The sequence below is a fragment of the Pontibacter silvestris genome (assembly GCF_020907275.1).
GTDB lineage: Bacteria > Bacteroidota > Bacteroidia > Cytophagales > Hymenobacteraceae > Pontibacter > Pontibacter silvestris.
Genome location: NZ_JAJJWI010000013.1, coordinates 18,016 through 40,504, shown reverse-complemented (window position 1 = coordinate 40,504; position 22,489 = coordinate 18,016). Strand labels below are relative to the sequence as shown.

The window sequence follows — 22,489 nt, the reverse complement described above, 5'->3', positions numbered from 1 at the left end:
GAGCGCCACGCCTGTTGCTTTTACTCTTCCTCTTTCAGGTGATGATTAAAGTTCATGATGGCTTCTGGTCTTCCTACCACATAAAGTACATCGCCCTGTTGCAGTTTAGTTGAAGCTGTTATATTCAATATAGTTTCATTTTTACGATTAATGGCTACAATAGTAATATTGAACCTGTTGCGAATATTAATTTCAAGTAAAGGTTTATTAACAATGCCTTCATCTTTAGTATAAACCCGCAGGGTGGCTACCTCAATATCAGGCAAAACAAAATTTAAATTGGCCATGCTGCCCGAGGTTTTTCCACTTATGCTCCGAAGCATATCGTAGTTATCAGACCTTATAAGTTGGGTAAAGGCATCAATTTCATCCTGTGGCATCAGGTACTTAGTCAATACCCTTGTGAATATCTCAATGGAAGTCTCAAACTCTTCCGGTATAACCTCATCTGCCCCTAAACGATAATTTTCTTCCATCTCCTGTACAAAACGGGTGCGCACAATTATATGCACCTTTTCATTGTTCTGGCGAATACTGGCCAGGATGCGCTTCGTTGCCTGTGGGTCAGAAATAGCAATAACCACAACCCGTGCTTTCTGGATATTAACATGTGAAAGAATAGTGCCATGAACAGCATCTCCATAAAGGATAGGCTCCCCCAGCTGGCGCTCCTGCCTGACAGTAACCGCATTCAGTTCTATAATAATATAAGGAATATGAGCATGTTTGGCTGCTTTGGCAACATTCCGGCCATTTATGCCATACCCGATAATAACAATGTGGTCATCCAGTTTATGTAATTCGTCCTCTGCCTCATTCGGTATATCAGCAATGGCAAAATGAGTTTCTCCGTTCGATATACTTGAAGTAATTCTTGAGGCAATATTATGATAAGACTTTATAATGAAGGGTGTTATGCCCATTGTTAATAGCGAAACAGACAGGAAGTACTGGTAAGTGGCGTCTGTGAGCAAGCCATTATTAATACCAGTGGTGGAAAGAATAAAGGCAAATTCACCAACCTGGAAAATAGATAAACCTACTAAAACAGAAACGCGAAGCGGGTACTGTAGTATACGGCCTGCTATGGTTGCTACCAGCCCTTTTAGCAGAATGGTGATGGTGGTAAAGAAAAGTATCACAAGAAAATGCTGCAGCATAAAATTAAAATCAAGCAGCATACCAATAGACACAAAGAAGAAGCTCGTGAATATCTCCCGAAAGGGTAGAATATTACTCGTAGCCTGGTGGCTGTATTCTGATTCGGAAATTATAAGACCAGCCATAAAGGCTCCCAAAGCCAGTGATAGCCCCAAGCTGGACGTAAACCAGGCAACGGCAAAGCAGATAACGACCACGCAAAGTATAAACAGCTCTCTGCTTCGTGTCTGGGCCACCAGGTAGAGTAGCTTAGGAACCAGGTAACGCGCACTTATCAGTACAAAAACAATCACAAGAATACCTTTGGCAGCCATTAGCAGGAGGGACATAACAAGGTTCTCTGTGCCTCCTGCTGCCATCAGCGGAGTAAATAGCATCATCGGCACGACTATAATGTCCTGAAAGATCAGAATACCCAATATAATCTTTCCGTGAGGACTGTTAATCTCGCTTCTGTCCTGTAAAAGTTTCAGCACAATAGCCGTACTGCTCAGCGAGATAAGGAAGCCCATGAAAACAGCCTCACCGATTTCGAAGCCAAGAATCACCATCACCAGAGCCACTAAGCCTATGGTAAGAAACACCTGTGCAGTACCTCCTAACAAAACAGTTCGCTTTATCATAGCCAGCTGCCGCAGCGAAAACTCCATGCCTATAATAAAGAGCAATAGAATTACACCTATCTCTGCTAATATTTCAATGTCATGTGTATCCTGTATAAGGCTCAGCCCATGTGGACCAGCTATTACTCCGGTTGCCAGAAAGCCCAGTATGGTGGGCAGCTTAAACCGCTGAAACAGCAGGATAACCACCACCGCTAAACCAAGAATAATGACAATGTCTGAGAGTAAAGGGATTTCCATGATCAGGTTTGATATTAATAATTTTATAGCAGGATTAACGAGAACAAAGTTTTAGCCAATACGCCTACTTATCATCTTATAATATTTTAACTATAGCACAGCAGCTAAAGGTTTATTCCAGTTACTGCCAGTGCTAATGTTGTTACTGAGAAGCTGCTCAATAAGTATTAAGACACAGCAAATAAACACCTGTGTCAAGGTGGTGAATCATCAGTTAAAATTAAAAGATATATTCAATGTCTTAACACTCACATCTGATTCTTTAATAGACTTCAGGCATTTTGCAATCTACAACTATCGGCATTATTATCTCAGGCCTTCCCATTCTGCATAAAACTGGGAGAGGAACTCTTCCATATACTGGTGCCTTCGGGCAGCTATTCTTCTGGCTGTTTCAGTATGCATACGGTCTTTCAGCAACAAAAGCTTTTCATAAAAATGATTGATAGTAGGAGCAGTGTTGGCTTTATAAGCCTCAAAGCTATCGTGTAAAACGGGTTTTATAGCCGGGTCATACATCTCACGGTTTTTGTGTCCACCATAGGCAAAGGTTCTGGCGATGCCAATGGCCCCAATGGCATCAAGCCGGTCCGCATCCTGAACAATAGCACCTTCTAAAGAACTCATTACAGAAGATGTGCCAGCCCCTTTAAAAGATATTTCTTTGATGATGACGCATATACGATCAGTTATTTCATCTGATACATGAAGCCCTTGCAGCCATTCCCTGGCTACGCGCGGGCCTACAGTATCGTCACCATTATGAAACTTATGATCTGCTATGTCATGTAGTAAAGCAGCAAGTTCTACGATAAACATATCTGCCTGCTCATGCTTAGCAATATGTTTCGCATTATTCCACACCCTGTAAATGTGCCACCAGTCATGCCCGGAACCCTCACCCGTAAACCATTCTTTTACATGATCTGCAGTGGTTTCAATAATTTGCTCAGGAGTTAACATAGGGGTAATATCAGTTTAAGTTTCTCCAAAACTGACAAAATATCTTTTACCCGGCAAGCAAGGAGGAAATTATGTCTGGGAAGTGTTGGCAGCACTTAAAATCTAAACTTCATGTAACTTCCTGAAATTAAACTCTTCATTTAAATTTAAGCTCCTAAATTGTTTTATTGCTATCGAAGGTCTTCGAAAAAATTTATATGTGAAACTTTACAAAGGCATTTTCTGCTTCAAACGTTCGCAGGAGCTGCGCGCACTACGAGGCCTTCAACTCATCCTGTTCTGTAGCCACTTTAACTTGTACTAAGAAACAGTAGCAAGAGCTCCAGTTGTTTCTTTTTCGGCTTTGACAGAAATATTAGCTACTATTTCATCTTCCAGTAAGGCGGCCCATGTGTTCAGGTACAAGACAACATCATCCCTGTTATTATAAACCAGGTGTTTCTTGTCGGCGGGCAGTTTAGCGACAATGCGAGGGTGCGATAACCTTTCCAGGTGCGTAAGCTCATTCGTCGTGAAGCCAAAGTCCAGCATCTGGTCAATAATTTGGTCTAAAGGTAATCCGCTGTGTGGGCAGTAGTCGCGTAGCTGTTCCCGCCAATCACCGTAGCGCCACATGGCAGCACCATGAATTTTTCCTTTGCTGTACTGGGTTACAGTTTGTGCTAGGTGCCCGCAGTTGCAACTTCCCATGTGTCCCCACTGGTAACTTTGGCCTGCCGCAAGCCGTAAAGCAGTTTCTTTTAATGCCTGTACCAGTTCTATTGATGCTTGTGCCATGATACTTTATCTTAACAAGTAAAACATTTGAATAAAGTGAAATACTGTTTTTTATAGAATAGTGGCCAATATTTTAGCTCGGTTTAACTCGAATACATATTTGCTGCATGTTGAGCTGCTTGGTCTATGATAATACTGTTGGAGGCTTTCACGGTACCTGATCTGGTTTAGTACTTTTGAAACGAGCAATCACTTAAGAAATTGCTAAGCAATTGAATGATAAGCCTGTATAATATACGCCAGAGTATCTTTTTTGATAAGCGTTAGAAATAGCAAAAAGTTTTGACAATATTTGTTATTGACTAAAATGTAACGGTCAAGAAAAACAGCTTAGTTGAAGAGGCTTTGATTACGCCTGCAACATTATAGATGCTAATGATAGCTAAGCCTGAAAGCTCTAACCTTTATTTTAAAAGAAAACTAGTCCTGTAAGCTGCTCTTTTGATACCTATGGCTGAAAATACCCGATTAAAACTTATATTTTGTACCCTTTTGCTTTCTCTCTTTTCTTTTCTTCAAAAAGCGAATGCACAAATAGTTAACATAGAAGAGGAACGGGTAAAGCGGGATTCAAGCAACTATTTAACCGGTAAGATCGGGCTGGACTTTTCGATGTATAACCAGAATGCAGGTGAAAATAACCCGAATAATTATTTGCAGCTTACTTTTGATGGCGATATAGCCTATTTTTCGAAACAGCACAGTTACCTGCTTCTGAATTATGTAAATTACCTGCTTGTTAATTACACTTCCTCCAGCCAGCGTAACGCCGTGGCAAGTACAGGGTATTCGCACCTCAGAACAAATCTTTTCAGGAAGCGAAAGCTTTCTTATGAGCTTTTTGCCCAGGTGCAGGCCGATAAGGCAAGAGGTCTTGAACTGCGTACCCTGGGCGGAGCGTATCTTCGTTTAGAAATTCTGCGCAATAAAGAAAATGTGGATGTTTTCTTCGGTACAGGGCTCATGCACGAGCACGAAGAGTGGGAAATGCCGGAAGAGGAGGACATTATACGAACATCCGATCTGCTGAAATCCACCAACTACGTAAGTGCCAAAGCGAAACTTAATGAAAATGTAGAAACCAATGCTATCGTTTACTATCAGACAGGCTATGCGGAAAGTATTGATAAGTTCAGAAACCGTGTAAGCGGCGATATAAGCTTAAGTGTCAAGGTATATAAGTCCCTGACTTTAAAGACAGGCTTTACCTGTGTTTATGAAGATGAACCGATTGTGCCTGTTACCCGTTTTGTATATTCCATAACCAATGGCGTGGCGGTGCAGTTTTAGAAATACATATTAATTGAGAATGAGAGTGGTTAATTCCCGGTAAACACGATTAATTTTATAAATTCGTTACTTGTCATGTGGCTCCGGAATATTACTGAGCTAAAAACTTTAAGTGTAGAGACACCAAGAATGCGTTACACCCTTATTGCTGCATGGATGTTGTTGGGAATACTTCTCGTAAGCTCCTGCGTTCCACAGAAAAAGCTTATCTTATTACAGAATGATCCTGAGGTCAGAAACCAGGGCGAGGCAGATAAGCTTTTAAAGACTTTCGACCTGAAGCCCCAGGTCTATACCTTGAAACCCGGTGACGTGCTGTCGCTGCGGGTGCAGAGCACAACTCCAACTGAATTTAACTTTCTGAATACAGGTACGGCAACTTTTGGTGCCCAGGATCCTGTTTTAGACGGCTATACGCTGGATGCAGAGGGAAACATGATTCTTCCGGTTATTGGAAAGGTAAACCTGGCAAACCTGACAATGCCGGAAGCCCGCATAAAAGTAACAGACGCACTACGGCCTTACTTGACTGACCCAACTGTTAACCTCAGGCTCTTGACTTTTCGTTATACAGTGTTGGGCGAGGTAACGCGACAGGGACAGTTTACAACCTATCAGGATAACATTAATGTAGTGGAAGCCATAGCAACGGCAGGAGGCTTAACCCCCTATGCTAACCGGGGCCGGATAAAGTTGCTTCGATCTGAGGGGGGGCAGGCAAAGCTTTACACATTTAGCTTGCTGGATAACAACACCGTGGGGCAGAACAACTTCTTCCTGCAACCCAACGATATGTTAGTCGTAGACCCTTTGCCTGCCCGAAACATACGCGAGAACCTGTTATCCAGTGTAGCACTGACCTTATCAGTGTTAAGTACTATCACTTTACTTATAGAACGCCTTACCAGGTAAATTCTTATTATTAACACGTGAGCCCGGAACCAATACCACAACAGGATAACCTGATCGATATTCAACTGATACTGCAGAAACTAAAGCAGTACTGGTACTTGTTTGCTATCACTATTCCCCTGGCTTTAGTGGCAGCTTTTTTGTTTAACAGGTATACGACTCCTGTTTATGAAGTTGGAACGACCGTCCTTATAAAAGATGCATCGGATATCACCAATGCCCCGGTTGCCTTACTATATGGGGAAGAGCCTTTTTCCAATACTAAAAACCTGAGAAATGAATCGGTCCTGCTAAAATCAAATGATCTGGTAAGAGCAACTCTACAGGCCTTAGACTTTAGGGTATCTTATTTTGCCGAAGGTAACATTAAGTTTACAGAGATTTATGGCGAAAGCCCGATCCGGGTTTTAGTGGATTCTTCCTCCTCTTTCATTCCTTATGGAGTCTTAATCAAGTGCGAGATAATTGATGATAACACCTTTACATTATCTGCTGACAATGCTTCTATAGCCCAGGAGGCAACAGCGCAGAACTTCCTGTTTGACAGGGTGATTAATTTAAACGGCTTTAAGTTTGTTGTGCAGCATCTCAGAAAGAATCAGTACACGGAGGAAGATCTTTTTTTCCAACTGAATTCGATTGAAAGCCTAATAGGGCAGTACCGGGGGAGCCTGAATATTCAACCGGTTCAGGAGACTTCTATTCTTGAAATAAGTGTCGTAACAGATAATATTAAAAAGGGAATGGACTTTCTGAATCAGCATGTTCAAACCTATATCTTGGCAGGCTTAAATGAAAAAAACACAAATGCAGTTAACACAATAAATTTTATAGATCAGCAGTTAGGCCAGATCAGCGATTCTTTGTACCTGGTAGAAAACCGCCTGGAATCTTTCAAAAAAGCGAATACAGGCCTCACAATGAGTGACGAGGGAAGCCAGACCAGTCAGCTGATTCAAGACCTGGAGCAGGAAAAAGCTGCCCTGCTCGTTGAGGCCCAGTATTATGACTACCTGAAGAATTATATAGCCGATGGTAACATAACAGAAAGCGTGGTTGCTCCTTCATCCTTTGGTGTAGCAGATCCTGTGTTAAACCAACTAATTCAACAACTTATAGAAGTACAGCTACAGCTGTCTTCTTTACAGGCAGAGCAAACGCAGAACCCCTTGGTAAATACACAGATACGTTCTGCCAGGGCAACAGCAAGGGAAATACTTTCTGGTATTTCTGAAAATGTGCGTAACCTGCAACGGGCAAACCAAATAGCCATAAACGATATAAATGCCCGTGTTGGCAGAATGATGGCAACCCTGCAGCAGTTACCTGCGGCGGAGCGCCAGTTTATCAACCTGCAGCGCATGTATAACCTGAGCGAGGGGCTTTATGTTTTCCTGATGCAGAAACGGGCAGAAGCAGGCATTTCTACAGCTGCCACAACACCCGATGCAAAACTGGTTAATACTGCCGCCGTTAAAGCTGCAATTTCCCCAAAACCTAACCAGAATTATTTAATAGCTCTGTTTATTGGTTTAGCCTTGCCTGCCGGCTTCATTTTCCTGAAAGAGGTGCTGAATAATAAAATCACCTCCACGGAGGATATCGGTAAACTGTCCACTATTCCCTTGCTGGGCATTATCGGGCATAACAAACGTGAAAGCAGCAGCCTGATCGATCAGAGCCCTAAATCCGCACTGGCAGAGGCTTTCAGGACTGTTCGTTCTAATCTGCGCTTTATGATTGGAGGGCAGGAGCAGAAAGGGAAGATAATCGTGGTTACATCGTCTGTAAGTGGTGAGGGGAAAACTTTCTCAGCGAAAAACCTTGCATATATTTTTGCCATTTCAGGAGAGCGTACCTTATTGATAAATGCAGACATGCGCAAACCTAATAATAATACTGATTATGGTGTGCATAGCAATGTAGGGCTAAGTAATTACCTGGCAGGATATGCCTCTCTGGAAGAGGTTGTACATACTACTATCCAGGAACAGTTATATATCTTTCCGTCCGGTGATATTCCTCCAAACCCGTCGGAGTTGCTGTTGAGTAAGCGAATGGATGACCTGGTTTTTACTTTAAAGAACCAGTTTGATTATATTATTATCGATACACCACCTGTAGGTATATTATCTGATGGGTTAGAACTGATGCAGGTAGCGGATGCCAACATATTTATGGTACGCCAGGATTATACGCTGAAGAGCTTTTTGAGCAATATTCAGCAACAGTATGAAAGCGGTAAAATCGATAAGATGGCCATACTATTTAACGATGTGAATTTCAGTAAACTGAATTATGGTTACGGGTACGGTTATGGCTACGGCTATGGGTATTATGCAGAGGATGCCCAAACGAAGCCCTGGTGGAAGCGCATTTTAAAGGTCTAAAACCTGACCATTATTGTTGCTATAAGCTTAAAGGGGTTTCCTGTAGCCTCAACTATTATTAACCAGTTGGCGAATTACTAAACCTCGTTAACTAGCAACCTGTGTTGTTTAATAAGTAACTTTTAGTTACACGACAGGTACTTTGTTTATAGCCGAGGGTAACCAGTGATGGCTTATCTTCTGGTTAAAAAAACAGAAGATTGAATACTACATTAAATAAAGTTTTTATTATATAAGTATTTGTTTAATTTATATAACCTTAAACAAACAACTGTTTAACATAATTTGATTGATGGAAAAAGCTGCTAAAATATATGTGGCAGGTCATAGGGGGATGGTAGGGTCTGCAATTTGCCGTAAGTTGGAAGCAGAAGGATACCAGAACCTGATTACCCGCACCTCATCTGAACTGGATCTTCGTAACCAGCAGGCTGTGCTGGATTTCTTTAAAGAGGAGAAGCCGGAATATGTTTTCCTGGCTGCCGCAAAAGTGGGAGGTATTCAGGCGAATAACATTTATCGGGCAGACTTTCTGTTTGATAACCTCATGATAGAGGCGAATATTATTCATGCAGCTTACTTGCACCAGGTAACAAAACTACAGTTTCTGGGTTCTTCCTGCATTTACCCTAAAATGGCCCCCCAGCCGTTAAAGGAAGACTATCTTTTAACAGGTGCCCTGGAGCCGACCAATGAGCCCTATGCTATAGCTAAAATCACAGGTATTAAACTGTGCGAGTCTTATCGGGACCAGTATGGCTGTAACTTTATCAGCGTAATGCCTACCAACCTGTATGGGTACAACGACAATTATGATCTGAACAATTCTCACGTACTTCCTGCTCTTATCCGCAAGTTCCATGAGGCGAAAGTAAACCATGAGCCTACGGTTACTGTGTGGGGTACAGGTAGCCCAAAACGGGAGTTTCTTTTTGCCGATGACCTGGCTGAAGCCTGTGTTTTCCTGATGGAGCACTACAATGGACGTGAATTAATCAATATCGGTACAGGTGAAGACGTGACCATAAAAGAGCTGGCTCTGCTGGTGAAAGAAGTTGTTGGTTTTGATGGCGAGCTTGTTTTTGACACCTCCAAACCGGATGGTACTCCCCGCAAACTGATGGATGTATCTAAATTACATGCCTTAGGTTATAAACATACCACTGAACTGAAAGAAGGTGTCTCGCTGGCTTATGCTGATTTTAAAGAGAAACATGTATTAGCTTAATAATATATAGCATATATAAAACTAATACTATTCCCCATCCGTAATAGCCTTCGTGTTTACATGCAGGGGGCAAAGGGGGAATGTTTCTTACCCTGTAGCAGGAGCAGTTCTGCCTTGCGCATTCATTGGAAACATTCCTAGCCTTGACACGGAGGGGCAGAATTGGTTGGATATTTTATCCTCCCTTATGTCATCCAAGTGAAATAAAGATTTAAATAGCTGAAAAAATGAAAACAGCCCTTATAACAGGTGTTACTGGTCAGGACGGAGCTTACCTGGCAGAACTGCTTTTGAGCAAAGGCTACAAAGTTCACGGACTTAAGAGGCGTTCCTCACTCTTCAATACCGATCGTGTAGACCACCTGTACCAGGACCCGCATGAGAAGAATGTGAACTTTAAGATGCACTACGGAGACCTGACGGACTCCACCAATCTTATTCGCATTATACAGGAAACACAGCCGGACGAAATCTATAACCTGGCGGCAATGAGCCACGTAAAGGTTAGCTTCGATACACCGGAGTACACTGCCAATGCAGACGGCATAGGCACTTTGCGCATTCTGGAGGCAATTCGTATTTTAGGTTTAGCAGAAAAAACAAGGGTTTACCAGGCATCTACCTCTGAGCTATACGGATTGGTGCAGGCAGTGCCGCAGTCTGAAACTACTCCGTTCTATCCGCGTTCTCCGTATGCGGTGGCCAAGCTTTATGCCTACTGGATTACCGTTAACTACCGCGAAGCTTATAACATGTTTGCCTGTAACGGCATCCTGTTTAACCATGAGTCGCCATTGCGGGGCGAGACATTTGTTACCCGCAAAATTACACGCGCGGCGGCCCGTATAGCCTTAGGTTTACAGGATAAACTGTTCCTGGGCAACCTGGATGCCCGCCGCGACTGGGGGCATGCCAAAGATTACGTAGAGGCGATGTGGCGCATCCTGCAGCAGGACGTAGCAGAAGATTACGTTATTGCCACAGGTGTAACCACTACTGTACGGGACTTTGTGAAAATGGCTTTTGCTGAAGTGGGCATCGAGATAGAGTTTAAAGGAGAGGGAGTAGAGGAGAGAGGCTGCGTTGCTGCCTGCCATAACCCGGAGTATCAACTGGAAAAAGGCCTGGAGGTAGTATGCGTAGACCCGAATTACTTCCGGCCAACAGAAGTGGAACTGCTGATAGGAGATGCAACCAAGTCTAAGACAAAATTAGGGTGGGAACCAAAGTATGACCTTCCTGCGCTGGTGAAAGACATGATGCAGTCTGATGTGGATCTGTTCAAGCGTGACACTTACCTGATGGAAGGTGGCCACCGTATCCTGAACTATTACGAATAGCACTGGAACCAGGTGTAATAACATAAATGAGACAATAATTTCAAGAGTTATTGTCTCATTGCATTTTAAAAGTACGTTATAGTTTGAAACTAGTAATACTAGCTTTCAATTTTAATTAAAAGACTCATTTTGATGAAGGAAAAAGAAGAAGACTGGACCTTGGTAATCAAGCCAAAGTCCAGCCTTTTCGACCTGGAACTAAAGGAAGTATGGCGGTACAGAGACTTATTGCTGCTGTTTGTCAGAAGGGATTTTGTCACATTCTATAAGCAGACAGTATTAGGCCCTACCTGGTTCTTTCTCCAGCCGGTGCTGACCACCATCATATTTACGTTTGTATTTGGCAGGGTAGCCAACTTATCGACTGATGGCATTCCGCATGTGGTGTTTTACCTAAGTGGCATTGTGCTCTGGAATTACTTTGCTGAGTGTATCAACAAAACCTCCAACATCTTTATCTCGAACGCTAACATATTCGGGAAAGTCTATTTTCCCCGCCTCATCATGCCACTCTCAGTGGTTGTAAGCAACATGATGAAGTTCGGGGTACAGTTCCTACTCTTTATAGGTGTCTGGATTTTTTACATGGTGCAGGGCGCTGATATACAGCCTAATGCGTACGCCCTGCTTTTTCCTTTCCTGCTCTTCCTGATGGCTGGAATAGGCCTGGGTTTAGGTATGATTATTTCTTCCATGACTACCAAATACCGCGACCTTACCTTCCTGATAACTTTCGGAGTACAGCTAGCCATGTATGCCTCACCGGTTATTTACCCGCTTTCCACGCTGGAAGGGAAGCTGCGCTGGGTCATACTTGCTAACCCCATGAGCGCAATCATCGAAACCTTTCGGTACGGTTTCTTTGGGGAAGGTACTTTTCATTGGGCGTATTTAGGGTACAGCACTTTATTTTGTTTTATAGTTATGTACTTCGGCACCCTCATTTTTAACAGAGTACAGCGTACTTTCATGGACACTGTTTAATTTTTTTTGATTTACTACTTTTAAAATTCTATGTCAGATATAGCCATTAAGGTTGAGGACCTCTCAAAACAGTATCGCCTGGGAGTGGTAGGCACAGGAACGCTTGCACACGATCTGAACCGCTGGTGGCACCGCGTGAGAGGGAACGAAGACCCTTACCTGAAAATTGGTGAGACAAATGACCGTGCTACCAAAGGAAGCAGTGAATATGTGTGGGCTTTAAAAGATATTAATTTTGAAGTAAAGCAAGGCGAGGTTTTAGGCATTGTTGGTAAAAACGGTGCCGGTAAATCTACATTGCTAAAGCTGCTTTCGCGGGTTACTTCACCAACAACAGGTACTATCAAAGCGAAAGGGCGTATAGCCTCTTTGCTGGAGGTAGGCACAGGCTTTCATGAAGAGCTAACTGGTAGGGAAAATGTTTTTTTAAATGGTGCCATTATGGGCATGACTAAAGCAGAAGTGCGAGCTAAATTTGATGAGATAGTGGCTTTCTCTGGTACAGAACGCTACATAGATACCCCAGTGAAACGTTACTCTTCGGGTATGCGAGTAAGATTGGCTTTCGCTGTAGCTGCTCATTTAGATCCTGAGATATTGATTGTGGATGAAGTATTAGCAGTAGGAGATGCAGAGTTTCAAAAGAAGGCAATCGGTAAAATGCAGGAAGTAGCGAAAGGAGGAGAGAGGACAGTTTTGTTTGTGAGCCACAATATGGCATCAATGCTCAATTTGTGTGACAATGGTCTTTTTATGAAGGATGGGCAGATATATGAACAATCGACTATCAAAAATATAGTTGATCTTTATTTAAAAGATAATGAGAGCCTTTTCTCTACTTCTTGTCTAAAAGACAGGATAGATCGCAAAGGTAATCAATTGGTAACTTATACAGAGGTGAAATTTTTAGATGAGAATTATACTCCTGTAACTACTTTGCTAAATGGTCATAAGGTAATTATTGAATTAAGTTTTATGAGAAAAAAAACCTTAGAGACCTTAAAGAAGGTGCATTTCTCTATTGGTGTTAATGACAGTATGGATAACCGGATACTCTTATTAAGTACTGATTTAACACAGCAAACATTTAGTAGTTTACCCCCTGAAGTCAATAAGGTTTATATTGAAGTCCCTAAATTGCAGCTTAGAGAAGGAGCTTATTCATTTACATTAAACATGAGAGTAATGGGAGAAACCGTAGATTGGGTTCCTAATGCAGGTTCTTTCAATGTTGTGAATGGTGACTTCTTCTGTACTGGAGCTTCTTTACCTGAAGGACAGGGTTACTTTCTTGTTGACCATTCTTTTACAATTCACTAATAAAACAAAATGAAAAACAAAATTAAGGCGTATATTCAGGATATAAAATTAAAGCTTAGTTCAATAAATTCTTTAGTTGATATCACATATAATAATTCAGTAGATATTATATCAGCTAAACAATTATCATCTCTTCTAAACTCTTTACCATATTTACCTTATACTGAGTCATCCCTTAGATATTCATCAATTACATATTTTCTTAATGATATAATCATAAATAATAGAAAAGTAATTGTAGAGTTTGGTTCTGGTATATCTACAATATTCCTTTCAGAATTATTGCTACAATTAAATCTAAAAGATGTAACACTTATATCATTTGATAATAATCAGGAATGGCTAAATATTATCTCTAAATATATAAAAAAAGAATCACTTGATTTAAACAATATACATCTTATAAAGGCTGAATTAAGTAGTTGTGCGTTGTCTTTAAATAATAATGACTGGTATAATATTGAAAAACTACAAGTTTTAGAAAGGTATAAAGGAAAAGTTGATTGTGTTCTTGTAGATGGTCCAGAAGCATGGCATAAAGAAATAGAGCAAAGTCGCTATCCTGCGTTACCTTATGTTTATAATTTTCTTGCTGAGGACTTCTCATTATTCTTAGATGATACAGATAGAGATGGAGAAAAATCTATAATACAAATGTGGTCTGAAAAATATAGCTTTAATCTTGAAAAATTGAATAACTCATTTTCTAGATTATATAGAGGAAGGACATATAATATCAAATAATTTGCAGAAATATCATAGATGAAGATTGCATTCTTTACTCATTATACTTCTTTATATGGAGCTAATAGATCTTTGATAAATTTAATAAAAGGGTTAAATAGCTATGGAGTAGATCCCGTTGTTATTGTTCCTAACAAGGGAGAACTACTAAGCGTTTTAGAAGATCTCAATATCAATTATTTAATATTGAACTTCAGTCTTGACTTTATTGATAAGAACCTTAATTCGTATAATGTAAAAAGCTTGTATTTTAAATCAAAATTACTATATTATAATTATCGATCTGCAAATAGAATAGCTAGAATATTAAAAAATTACCATTTAGAAGCGATTTATAGTAATTCTTCTGTATTCTATACTGGTTTTTACGTTTCAAAATTACTCAACCTACCACACTTATGGCACATAAGAGAATTTGCTGAATTACAATATCAATTATATCCAAACTTTGGTTATTCTTTATTCAAACTACTTCTAAGAAGTTCTAAAGCCTTAATATTTGTTTCAAAATGCTTACGTGATTATTATGTTAATGATAATTGTTCCAAATCATATATTATATATAATGGAGTTGAGACAAAAAAAGCAGTACTGAAGTACAAAAATAGAGAATTAAATACATCTAAGGATGAATTTATATTTTGTATCGTTGGTCTTATTCATCACGATAAAGGGCAGATTGACGCTATTAAGGCTTTTGAAATTGTAAAGAGAAAGTTTAAAAACGTAAAGCTAAAGATAGCGGGAGGTGGAAATGCACAGCAATTACAAAGTTATGTTAACACAAATAAAATCGAAGATGTTTCTTTTTTAGGTGTAGTGTCAGACCCTTTTTCGGTTTTTTTGTCTTCAGATGTTTCTTTGATGTGCTCTAAAAATGAGGCTATGGGAAGAGTAACGGTAGAGTCTATGTGTTGTAAAACGCCAGTTATTGGACGTAACAGTGCTGCTACTAAAGAATTAATTAATCATAAAATTACTGGCCTTTTATATGATGGAAGTATCGAAAGTTTAGCATTACAAATGGAGGAATTAATTGTAAATGACGTATTATATAAGGCTATAGCAGAAAGCTGCTGGAAATGGGCTTATGACAACTTTACTCAAGAGAAATATGCTGATTCAGTATTTAGAATTCTACAACAAAATTTCTATAAGGAATAGTGTTAAGCTTTGATAATTCTTCATTGCACCTGCTTTAGATGAAAATTAGTATAATTACAATTAACTATAATAACGCAGTAGGGTTAAGACAAACTATCGAATGCGTGATTACCCAAAGCTTCAAAGACTTTGAATATATTGTTATTGATGGAGGATCAAGTGATGGTAGTGTAGAACTTATAAAGGAGTTTGAGGAGAATATTGATTATTGGAGTAGTGAGAAAGATAATGGTGTTTATCATGCTATGAATAAGGGCATTTTAAAAGCTACAGGAGCTTATTTAATGTTTTTGAATAGCGGCGACAAATTTTCAGATGAGAAGAGTTTAGAATATTGCGCTAAATATATCGAGAAAGTACCTGAGAGGGATATTTATTATGGTGATATGTATGCGATTAATCATAATCATGTAAATATACCAAATAATAGTTATTGGAAACATCCTAAAGAGTTAGACCTCATTTTTCTTAAAAAAGACACCATTAATCATCAATCAGCACTAATAAGTTCTAAGCTTTTTCTGGAATTCGGTTTATATCCTGAAAGCAATAAGTTAGCTTCTGATTATTGGTTATGGATAAAAAGTTTAATTAATGATAAAGTATTTGAACATATAGAATATCCAATCATTATATATGATTTTAATGGCATGAGTGCTTCTGATAACTTTAAAGCCTATAGATTAGAAAAACAAGAAATATGGAACAGTGTAGTACCACTTCAAGTCCGGAATCTCGTCGATTGTACTGAAATTTTGATTGAAGAAAATTTAAAGTTAAAACAGTTAGTTAACAGAAAGTCAATCAAAGCTCTGATGGCAGTACAAAGGCTTTATCAAAAAATTTGCAAGTAACTTGAGGTACAATGAACAGTACTACTATAGAAGGTTTCTCTATAATCTTATGTACTTATAATGGAGAGAAGCGACTTCAACCTACTCTTAAGCATTTATCTAATTTAAAGTACCCCCCAAATGTTTCTTTAGAACTTATATTAGTTAATAACGCTTCGACAGATAATACCATTACTACTGCTTCTGAAATTTGGATACGATTAGGAAATCCATTTCCGCTAAGGATAATAACAGAGAAAAATCAAGGTAAGGGATATGCTATAGAAGCAGGTTATGATAATGCTGCCTTTCCTTTCATAATTACCGTAGATGATGATAATTGGCTTGACGAAAGCTACATTCTCTACATATTAGAAATCCTCAATTCACATCCTAATGTGGGGTTAATTGGTGGATACAATATACCTGTATTTGAGGGAGAGCAACCAATTTGGTTTAACAAATTGCCCCATGTTGCTTTTGCTGTAGGAAATCAAGCTGAAAGAGAAGGGCTGCTACCTACAACAAAGCAAAATTATCTTTGGGGGGCAGGTCTTGTTGTTAAAACCAGTTACTGGAAAGATATTAGAGATAAGGGCTTTAGTTTTATTACAAGTAAGAATAAAGGCAAAGCTGTTGGGGAGGATTCAGAATTATGTATCATTTTTCAAAACTTAGGCATTCCATTTTACTACTCTGATAAACTTGTTTTAAAACATTATATGCCTGAAACCAGGATGAGTAAGAATATTTTAAATAACATGTTTCAAGGTTTTGGTAAAACGGACACGTATTTTGAATTATATCGGTTTATTAATTATGAGGTTAAGGCTAAAAGAAAGCTTGGGCTGATTTCTATGTATACAAGCATGGTAAAAGATAAAACTAAACAGGCTATTTCTGCTAAAAGGGAATTTAAAAGTACGAGTTCTTTGATGGCAGAATTAAACTATATAAGGAGAAAATCTGATTTAAAAGAGTTATTAATGTTAGCTCCTCGATTTAGAGATGTAGTACATGCTATTCAACATAATTTATTGATTACCCTTTCATGATGTTGAACGGCATTGCAGAACTTCCTTTGGTGAGCGTAATCATGCCTGCGTATAATGCAGGTAAATATATAGCTGAATCAATTAAAAGTGTAGTATTACAAACTTATGTCAATTGGGAACTGATTGTTATTGATGATGGCTCAACTGATAATACTGCTTCATTAGTGAAAGGCTTTGTGAGGAGTGATTGCCGTATAAAGTACCTCTATCAAGAAAATGGAAAACAAGGAAAAGCAAGAAACACAGGAATATCAGCCGCGAAAGGTAAGTACATTGCTTTTATTGATTCTGATGACCTGTGGCTATCCGAAAAGCTGGAAATTCAGATCAAATGTTTTAGTAAGTCAGAAGCGGATTTAATATTTTCAGATACTTATATTTTCAGAAACGAGTTTTTAATAGAGAATACAAAAGTACTTCAAACTAAAAATGGAGTTTACTATGGTGAGGAAGGGGCAATTGCATTTATCAAAAGAAATAGAATTCCTACTTTAACGGCCATTTGTAAAAAAAAGGTTATAGATAAAGTAGGTGGTTTTACAGAGAAGAAAAACATACAAAATGCTGAAGATTATCATTTATGGTTAAAGATTCTTCTTCATGGCTATAAAATTGAGGGTATAGATTATGTTCTGGCTGCTTATCGAGATCGATCTGACTCTGTTTCAGATGAAAACAAGTTAAACTTAAAACAAGTGATTGAAGCTCAAATTGATGTATTACACGAGTTTAGTTATAAACACAAGTATATCTATCCTTATATAATAAAGAAGATCAAAGACAGTTTGTATGTTCTCAAAGATCAAAATGATAATGAATTTTATGAATCAATTATAAGGTACTTGAAAGTATGTAATAAAAACAAATTTATTTTACTTTTTAAAGTATGTAAAATGTTTAGGATTAGAAGATTAGCCTTTAGGAGTGTTTATTTTGTATTTAACTACTTTTAAAACTAAACAAGCTTTTAATATCATATTTTAAGTTTAATGACACCTTCACCTCTTTTTTCAATATTAATTGCAAATTATAATAATGGCAGGTATTTGCGAGAAGCTATAAACTCAGTTATTGCTCAAACTTATAGTAAGTGGGAAATCATTATCGTAGATGACTATTCTAATGATGAATCAATATCTATTTATAAGGAGCTTGAGCTAAATGATAAGATAAAAATTTTTTTTAATGAGAAGAATGAAGGTGTTGGAGTAACAAAAAGGAAGTTAACAGATTTAGCTTGTGGCGATATTTTAGCATTTCTAGATCCTGATGACACTATCACTACTAATGCTTTACAATTGATGGTTGATGTACATTTATCTTTGCCTGAAATTAGCCTAGCCTATTCTACACACTTTTTATGTGACTCAGATTTGAACATTATAAAAATAAATGATACTGTTGGCCCTATTGCAACCGGAGAAACATATTTTACAAATACAAATGGGAAAAGGGTTTCAGCTTTTGCTTCATTTAAGAGAGATAAATATGAGTTAACATCTAAAATCAATCCATCCTATTTAAGCGCTGAAGACCAGGATTTATATTACAAATTAGAGGAAGTAGGTGAGTTTATTTATATTGACGAACCTCTCTACTATTATAGACAACATCCAGGAGGTATATCTACTGGTAAAAACGTGATGAATGCCATGCGGTGGCACAATGTCGTTAGGAGAGACACCTATGTACGACGTCTTCGTTCTAAAAGTGCTAAAAACCTAACAAAAAAAGCATTGGCTATTCATCATGAAAAATTCTATTATTGGCAAGCATGCATTGAATTTGAGAATAAGAAAATAGCATCCATGTATTATAGTCTGTTTATTTCATTCTATCATGGTGGGTTGTATAATTCAATAGAAAAGATAAAGTTTTTATTTAAACCTTTGAAATATCTTTTTAATAAGAAGGTCTCTATTTCAAAAGAATAAGAGTTAATTAAAGATTAACAAGTAAAACATTTAATATCATGATGAAAGGACCCTTAAAATAGTGTTCTTTAGAAAATAATGTAAACATTCTACCTAAATATTCTTAATGAAAGTTGCTGTTCTAGTTGATGAGTTTCCTCTAATATCCGAAACCTTTATTTTGAACCACATTGTTGGTCTTAAAAATATTGGTTATACTGTTCATGTCTTTCCTACTCATAAGGCAAAGCAAGGTGCTTTTCATCAGTTATTTTATAAACATAACCTTCAAAAGAATACTTATTATCCCCCAATTTATCCTAGCTCAAGAGTTGATAAAATTTTAGGTTGTATCAAGCTAGGTACAAGAAGCTTCAAAAGTTTTCGTCTTTTGTTAAAGTGTCTAATTACTAAGTTTCATATAAACTACTTAACAAGGCTTTCTTTATTTTTCAGAGCAATTCCCTTTATTGATAAAGGTAACTATGATATCGTTCATTGCCATTATGCACCCAATGGTAATGTAGCTATACAATTACAAAATCTAAATTTATGTAAAGGCGCAATCATAACCCACTTGCATGGTTATGATATTCATAATAAGCAGTTTATTAAGACTATTTCTTATAAATATCTTTTTAATGAAGGTAAAGCATTTATTGTAAATTCTGATTTCACTGCTTTAGGCTATCAAAGATTAGGAGGAGATGCTTCTAAAGCAGTATATATACCTGAAGCTCTAGATACAACACTTTTCAAACCTCTACCTAATAAACCGCATACAATAAATGAGAAAAACTTTTTCTTTATTATATCAGTAGGTCGGTTGGTTGATTTTAAAGGTTTTCACTACGGAATTTTAACTATCAAAGACCTTATTCAAAAGGGATACACGAATATTAGATATACAGTAATAGGGGCAGGACCACTTCATGAAGAGTTAAAAGAACTAGTTAAAAAAGAACAACTTACTGAATTTATAAGTTTAGTAGGTCTTAAAAACCAAACAGAGATATTAGAAGCGCTTCAAATATCAGATGTGTTCTTATCACCAGGAATTATAGCTGAAAGTGGAAGGCAAGAAAATCAAGGACTAGTGATACAGGAAGCTCAAGCAGTAGAAGTTCCTGTTGTTGTAACAGATGTTGGAGGCACTAAACAAGGTTTAATTGATGGTGTTACTGGTTTCTTAGTGCCTCCTGAAGATATTGGAGAATTAAGTTCTAAAATTGAATTACTGCTGAGGGATCCATCATTAAGAGCCAATATGGGTAAAGCTGGAAGAATGTTTGTAAAGGAAAAGTTCGATGTAACAGTCAATGATAAAAAAATAATTCATTTATATAATAAAGTAGCCAAAGGTATTTAATATCTGTAGCAACTAATATAAGTACTTGATAATGTTATGCTCCAACTTATTTCTGTTGTAATACCATGTTACAATGTAGCAAACTACATTAAGGACTGTGTAGAATCGGTTTTAAAGCAGACCTATATAAATATTGAGGTTATTTGTGTTGATAATAATTCTACCGATCAAACTTATACTATTCTGAATGAGCTTAAGTCACACTATTCTCAACTTGTAGTAACATCTGAATTAAAAAGAGGTGCATGTGCAGCAAGAAATAAAGGCTTATACTTAGCAAAAGGTCAATGGGTCCAATTTTTAGATGCGGATGATTTATTGTTACCAAAAAAAATTGAAGAACAACATAATTTATTGCAAGGGATAGCTTCTCCGGTATCATTTATTGCTGGTAGTTATATTCGACGTTTTGTTAATGGAGTAGAGAAGAAAATCATAAGTCATAATAGAAATCCAATTGTACTTGGTGTTGCTATTAATAGTTTAGGCATAACTTCTGCAAATCTGTTTAATAGAGAAAAGCTACTACAAGTAGAGGGATGGAATGAGGAAATTAGTAGTAGCCAAGAATCAGACTTAATGTTTAGGCTTATTAAAATAGAACCCAATGTTATTATTGACACTGTTCCTTTAACTATTGTCAGAGAACGAATATCGGGCTCAATTTCGCAGACTAATTTAGATGAAAATATAGTTAGGTATATTAAGTTAAGGCTTCAAATATTGGATTATTTAGTTACAATAAGAGCTTCAAATAATGATCGGCAACTACTTATGCAGGTGATATTTGATAAAATTCGTGAGCTTTATAATTACAACCCCTCAAAAAGCTTGGAGATGTATAAGAATAACATACCTGAAGATTTCAAACCTCAAGTTTCTGCTACTACAACCAAGGGCTATCTTTATACATATAATTTATTTGGCTTTAAGAGCGCTCAGAAGCTTAAAAGCTTTTTGAATCGAATTAAAAAATAGTTTTACTATGATGTTATCTATTTTTCGGGTTGTGAAATAAAATCTTTACTGTAGTAAGAGTATATTATTGACTTTAATAGGTGTTTTCACTCTAGAGAATTATTCAAAAGGGTTTTTCAGTTTAAATTCATACCTAAGCAAGCAAATAGCTTGAGGTGATAGAACGGTTCTGCAGAATTAAAATGGGCTTTAGGCTCTCATTTGACGGACTTTTTTAGTGATTAAACATGCTTTAAAAAATTTTTTGTTGATCAAATTTATTTAAACTAATGTCCAAAGGTATAATAACGATTGCCACTGGTAAAAAGCAATATATTCATATGGCTAAAATGTTAGCTGTATCATTAAAGTTAAATTATCCAGTGTTACCTATAGCTGTAATCACTGATTCGGAAGATACTGAACTTAGAAGCTTGTATGACTTTATTATATCAGCGGATATGACAAAGGGAAATGGTTATATTCAGAAGCTGAACATGTATGAATATAGCCCTTTTGATGAAACAATTTTCATAGATGTTGACTGTATGGTAGTCAAAAACATTGATTTTTTGTGGGGTTTGTTTAAAGATGAACATGTAAGTGTTATTGGTTTCAAACAAAATACAGGACATCATTTTGGAACATCAATTGATAATTTATGTAAATATTTTAAAATAGATGATATTTTAATTTTTAATGGTGGCATGTATTATTTTAAAAAAGATAGTATAGCACAATCTGTTTTTGAAAAAGCTAGGCAATTAATATATGAATATGAAGAACTAGGTTTTGCCAAAGTTAGAGGTACAAGTATAAATGAAGAGCCATTAATGTCTATAGGAATGAGCTTACATAATATGCAGCCAGTATTTGACAATTGGAAAGGAATGCACATGGCCTGTGGAAGTATTGGAGAAGTAGATCTCGATGTATTAAAAGGCAGGTGTATGTTCCAAAAGAATGGTTTTACAGTTAAGCCAGCTGTGATGCATTATGGCGGCACTAGTTATAATAAATTTTATTATCGGAGAGAAGCAGCTAAGCTGAGATTAGCATACTTCTTCAAAGTTCCAAAGAGAGTTACAAGCTTATTGGTTAATGGATTTTATAATCCCTTATACATATTATACATTTTCTCATATAGACTTGCTAGAACATTTTTCAAAGGAGTTCCTTTAAAATTTTCTCCTTTGATGCCTTATAACTTCTACGAATAATTATTC

General features: G+C 37.5%; 19 protein-coding genes. 16 read left to right on the top strand and 3 right to left on the bottom strand.

Going from position 1 to position 22,489, the window contains the following annotated elements:
• Positions 1 to 20 precede the first annotated feature (20 nt).
• The 3 genes from LN995_RS13005 to LN995_RS12995 form a co-directional block, all read right to left on the bottom strand.
• Positions 21 to 2,024 carry a cation:proton antiporter domain-containing protein gene (locus LN995_RS13005; protein ID WP_229961516.1) on the bottom strand — a complete coding sequence of 668 codons (2,004 nt, stop codon included), beginning with the start codon at positions 2,022 to 2,024 and terminating at the stop codon, positions 21 to 23.
• Between the two features lie 306 nt (positions 2,025 to 2,330).
• Positions 2,331 to 2,987 (bottom strand): HD domain-containing protein, encoded by a 657-nt coding sequence (locus tag LN995_RS13000; protein WP_229961515.1) that lies wholly within the window; start codon positions 2,985 to 2,987, stop codon positions 2,331 to 2,333.
• Between the two features lie 300 nt (positions 2,988 to 3,287).
• Positions 3,288 to 3,764, bottom strand: coding sequence for a hypothetical protein (locus LN995_RS12995; protein ID WP_229961514.1), 477 nt, complete (start codon positions 3,762 to 3,764; stop codon positions 3,288 to 3,290).
• Positions 3,765 to 4,214: 450 nt separating this feature from the next.
• On the opposite strand from LN995_RS12995, the gene LN995_RS12990 reads away from it, so the two are divergent.
• The 16 genes from LN995_RS12990 (at position 4,215) to LN995_RS12915 (ending at position 22,483) form a co-directional block, all read left to right on the top strand.
• The gene (locus LN995_RS12990) at positions 4,215 to 5,054 is read left to right on the top strand and encodes a hypothetical protein (RefSeq protein ID WP_229961513.1); all 840 of its coding nucleotides are present in this window, start codon (positions 4,215 to 4,217) and stop codon (positions 5,052 to 5,054) included.
• Positions 5,055 to 5,129: 75 nt separating this feature from the next.
• Entirely contained in the window at positions 5,130 to 5,966 is an 837-nt protein-coding gene (locus LN995_RS12985) for a polysaccharide biosynthesis/export family protein (protein ID WP_229961512.1), read from the top strand.
• Positions 5,967 to 5,983: 17 nt separating this feature from the next.
• Entirely contained in the window at positions 5,984 to 8,356 is a 2,373-nt protein-coding gene (locus LN995_RS12980) for a GumC family protein (protein WP_229961511.1), read from the top strand.
• Positions 8,357 to 8,648: 292 nt separating this feature from the next.
• Positions 8,649 to 9,584 (top strand): GDP-L-fucose synthase, encoded by a 936-nt coding sequence (gene fcl, locus LN995_RS12975; RefSeq protein ID WP_229961510.1) that lies wholly within the window; start codon positions 8,649 to 8,651, stop codon positions 9,582 to 9,584.
• 227 nt (positions 9,585 to 9,811) lie between these two features.
• Entirely contained in the window at positions 9,812 to 10,924 is a 1,113-nt protein-coding gene (gmd, locus tag LN995_RS12970) for a GDP-mannose 4,6-dehydratase (protein WP_229961509.1), read from the top strand.
• Positions 10,925 to 11,056: 132 nt separating this feature from the next.
• On the top strand, positions 11,057 to 11,908 hold the full coding sequence (locus LN995_RS12965) for an ABC transporter permease (RefSeq protein WP_229961508.1): 852 nt from the start codon (positions 11,057 to 11,059) through the stop codon (positions 11,906 to 11,908).
• A 30-nt stretch (positions 11,909 to 11,938) separates the two neighbouring features.
• The gene (locus tag LN995_RS12960) at positions 11,939 to 13,228 is read left to right on the top strand and encodes an ABC transporter ATP-binding protein (protein WP_229961507.1); all 1,290 of its coding nucleotides are present in this window, start codon (positions 11,939 to 11,941) and stop codon (positions 13,226 to 13,228) included.
• Between the two features lie 9 nt (positions 13,229 to 13,237).
• Positions 13,238 to 13,972 carry an O-methyltransferase gene (locus tag LN995_RS12955; protein WP_229961506.1) on the top strand — a complete coding sequence of 245 codons (735 nt, stop codon included), beginning with the start codon at positions 13,238 to 13,240 and terminating at the stop codon, positions 13,970 to 13,972.
• Between the two features lie 18 nt (positions 13,973 to 13,990).
• Complete coding sequence (locus tag LN995_RS12950) at positions 13,991 to 15,136, top strand: glycosyltransferase family 4 protein (RefSeq protein ID WP_229961505.1); 1,146 nt, start codon at positions 13,991 to 13,993, stop codon at positions 15,134 to 15,136.
• Positions 15,137 to 15,174: 38 nt separating this feature from the next.
• Positions 15,175 to 15,990 (top strand): glycosyltransferase family 2 protein, encoded by an 816-nt coding sequence (locus tag LN995_RS12945; RefSeq protein ID WP_229961504.1) that lies wholly within the window; start codon positions 15,175 to 15,177, stop codon positions 15,988 to 15,990.
• A gap of 11 nt (positions 15,991 to 16,001) precedes the next feature.
• Positions 16,002 to 17,024, top strand: a complete 1,023-nt coding sequence (locus LN995_RS12940; RefSeq protein WP_229961503.1) for a glycosyltransferase — start codon at positions 16,002 to 16,004, stop codon at positions 17,022 to 17,024.
• Positions 17,021 to 17,977: a glycosyltransferase family 2 protein gene (locus LN995_RS12935; RefSeq protein WP_229961502.1), complete on the top strand. Its 957-nt coding sequence runs from the start codon at positions 17,021 to 17,023 to the stop codon at positions 17,975 to 17,977. The genes LN995_RS12940 and LN995_RS12935 overlap by 4 nt, the downstream gene beginning before the upstream one ends.
• Before the next feature lie 36 nt (positions 17,978 to 18,013).
• Positions 18,014 to 18,958, top strand: a complete 945-nt coding sequence (locus tag LN995_RS12930; protein ID WP_229961501.1) for a glycosyltransferase — start codon at positions 18,014 to 18,016, stop codon at positions 18,956 to 18,958.
• 106 nt (positions 18,959 to 19,064) lie between these two features.
• Positions 19,065 to 20,306: a glycosyltransferase gene (locus tag LN995_RS12925; protein ID WP_229961500.1), complete on the top strand. Its 1,242-nt coding sequence runs from the start codon at positions 19,065 to 19,067 to the stop codon at positions 20,304 to 20,306.
• Positions 20,307 to 20,342: 36 nt separating this feature from the next.
• The gene (locus LN995_RS12920; protein WP_229961499.1) at positions 20,343 to 21,284 is read left to right on the top strand and encodes a glycosyltransferase family 2 protein; all 942 of its coding nucleotides are present in this window, start codon (positions 20,343 to 20,345) and stop codon (positions 21,282 to 21,284) included.
• Between the two features lie 269 nt (positions 21,285 to 21,553).
• On the top strand, positions 21,554 to 22,483 hold the full coding sequence (locus tag LN995_RS12915) for a glycosyltransferase family protein (RefSeq protein ID WP_229961498.1): 930 nt from the start codon (positions 21,554 to 21,556) through the stop codon (positions 22,481 to 22,483).
• Positions 22,484 to 22,489 lie beyond the last annotated feature (6 nt).

Bases quoted from the DNA above. Each gene is read 5' to 3' on its own strand.
- fcl (WP_229961510.1), top strand. From the start codon at position 8,649: ATGGAAAAAGCTGCTAAAATATATGTGGCAGGTCATAGGGGGATGGTA.
- gmd (WP_229961509.1), top strand. From the start codon at position 9,812: ATGAAAACAGCCCTTATAACAGGTGTTACTGGTCAGGACGGAGCTTAC.
- LN995_RS12920 (WP_229961499.1), top strand. From the start codon at position 20,343: ATGCTCCAACTTATTTCTGTTGTAATACCATGTTACAATGTAGCAAAC.
- LN995_RS12925 (WP_229961500.1), top strand. From the start codon at position 19,065: ATGAAAGTTGCTGTTCTAGTTGATGAGTTTCCTCTAATATCCGAAACC.
- LN995_RS12960 (WP_229961507.1), top strand. From the start codon at position 11,939: ATGTCAGATATAGCCATTAAGGTTGAGGACCTCTCAAAACAGTATCGC.
- LN995_RS12990 (WP_229961513.1), top strand. From the start codon at position 4,215: ATGGCTGAAAATACCCGATTAAAACTTATATTTTGTACCCTTTTGCTT.
- LN995_RS12915 (WP_229961498.1), top strand. From the start codon at position 21,554: ATGTCCAAAGGTATAATAACGATTGCCACTGGTAAAAAGCAATATATT.
- LN995_RS12945 (WP_229961504.1), top strand. From the start codon at position 15,175: ATGAAAATTAGTATAATTACAATTAACTATAATAACGCAGTAGGGTTA.
- LN995_RS12985 (WP_229961512.1), top strand. From the start codon at position 5,130: ATGTGGCTCCGGAATATTACTGAGCTAAAAACTTTAAGTGTAGAGACA.
- LN995_RS13000 (WP_229961515.1), bottom strand. From the start codon at position 2,987: ATGTTAACTCCTGAGCAAATTATTGAAACCACTGCAGATCATGTAAAA.
- LN995_RS12935 (WP_229961502.1), top strand. From the start codon at position 17,021: ATGATGTTGAACGGCATTGCAGAACTTCCTTTGGTGAGCGTAATCATG.
- LN995_RS12955 (WP_229961506.1), top strand. From the start codon at position 13,238: ATGAAAAACAAAATTAAGGCGTATATTCAGGATATAAAATTAAAGCTT.
- LN995_RS13005 (WP_229961516.1), bottom strand. From the start codon at position 2,024: ATGGAAATCCCTTTACTCTCAGACATTGTCATTATTCTTGGTTTAGCG.
- LN995_RS12940 (WP_229961503.1), top strand. From the start codon at position 16,002: ATGAACAGTACTACTATAGAAGGTTTCTCTATAATCTTATGTACTTAT.
- LN995_RS12995 (WP_229961514.1), bottom strand. From the start codon at position 3,764: ATGGCACAAGCATCAATAGAACTGGTACAGGCATTAAAAGAAACTGCT.
- LN995_RS12950 (WP_229961505.1), top strand. From the start codon at position 13,991: ATGAAGATTGCATTCTTTACTCATTATACTTCTTTATATGGAGCTAAT.
- LN995_RS12965 (WP_229961508.1), top strand. From the start codon at position 11,057: ATGAAGGAAAAAGAAGAAGACTGGACCTTGGTAATCAAGCCAAAGTCC.
- LN995_RS12930 (WP_229961501.1), top strand. From the start codon at position 18,014: ATGACACCTTCACCTCTTTTTTCAATATTAATTGCAAATTATAATAAT.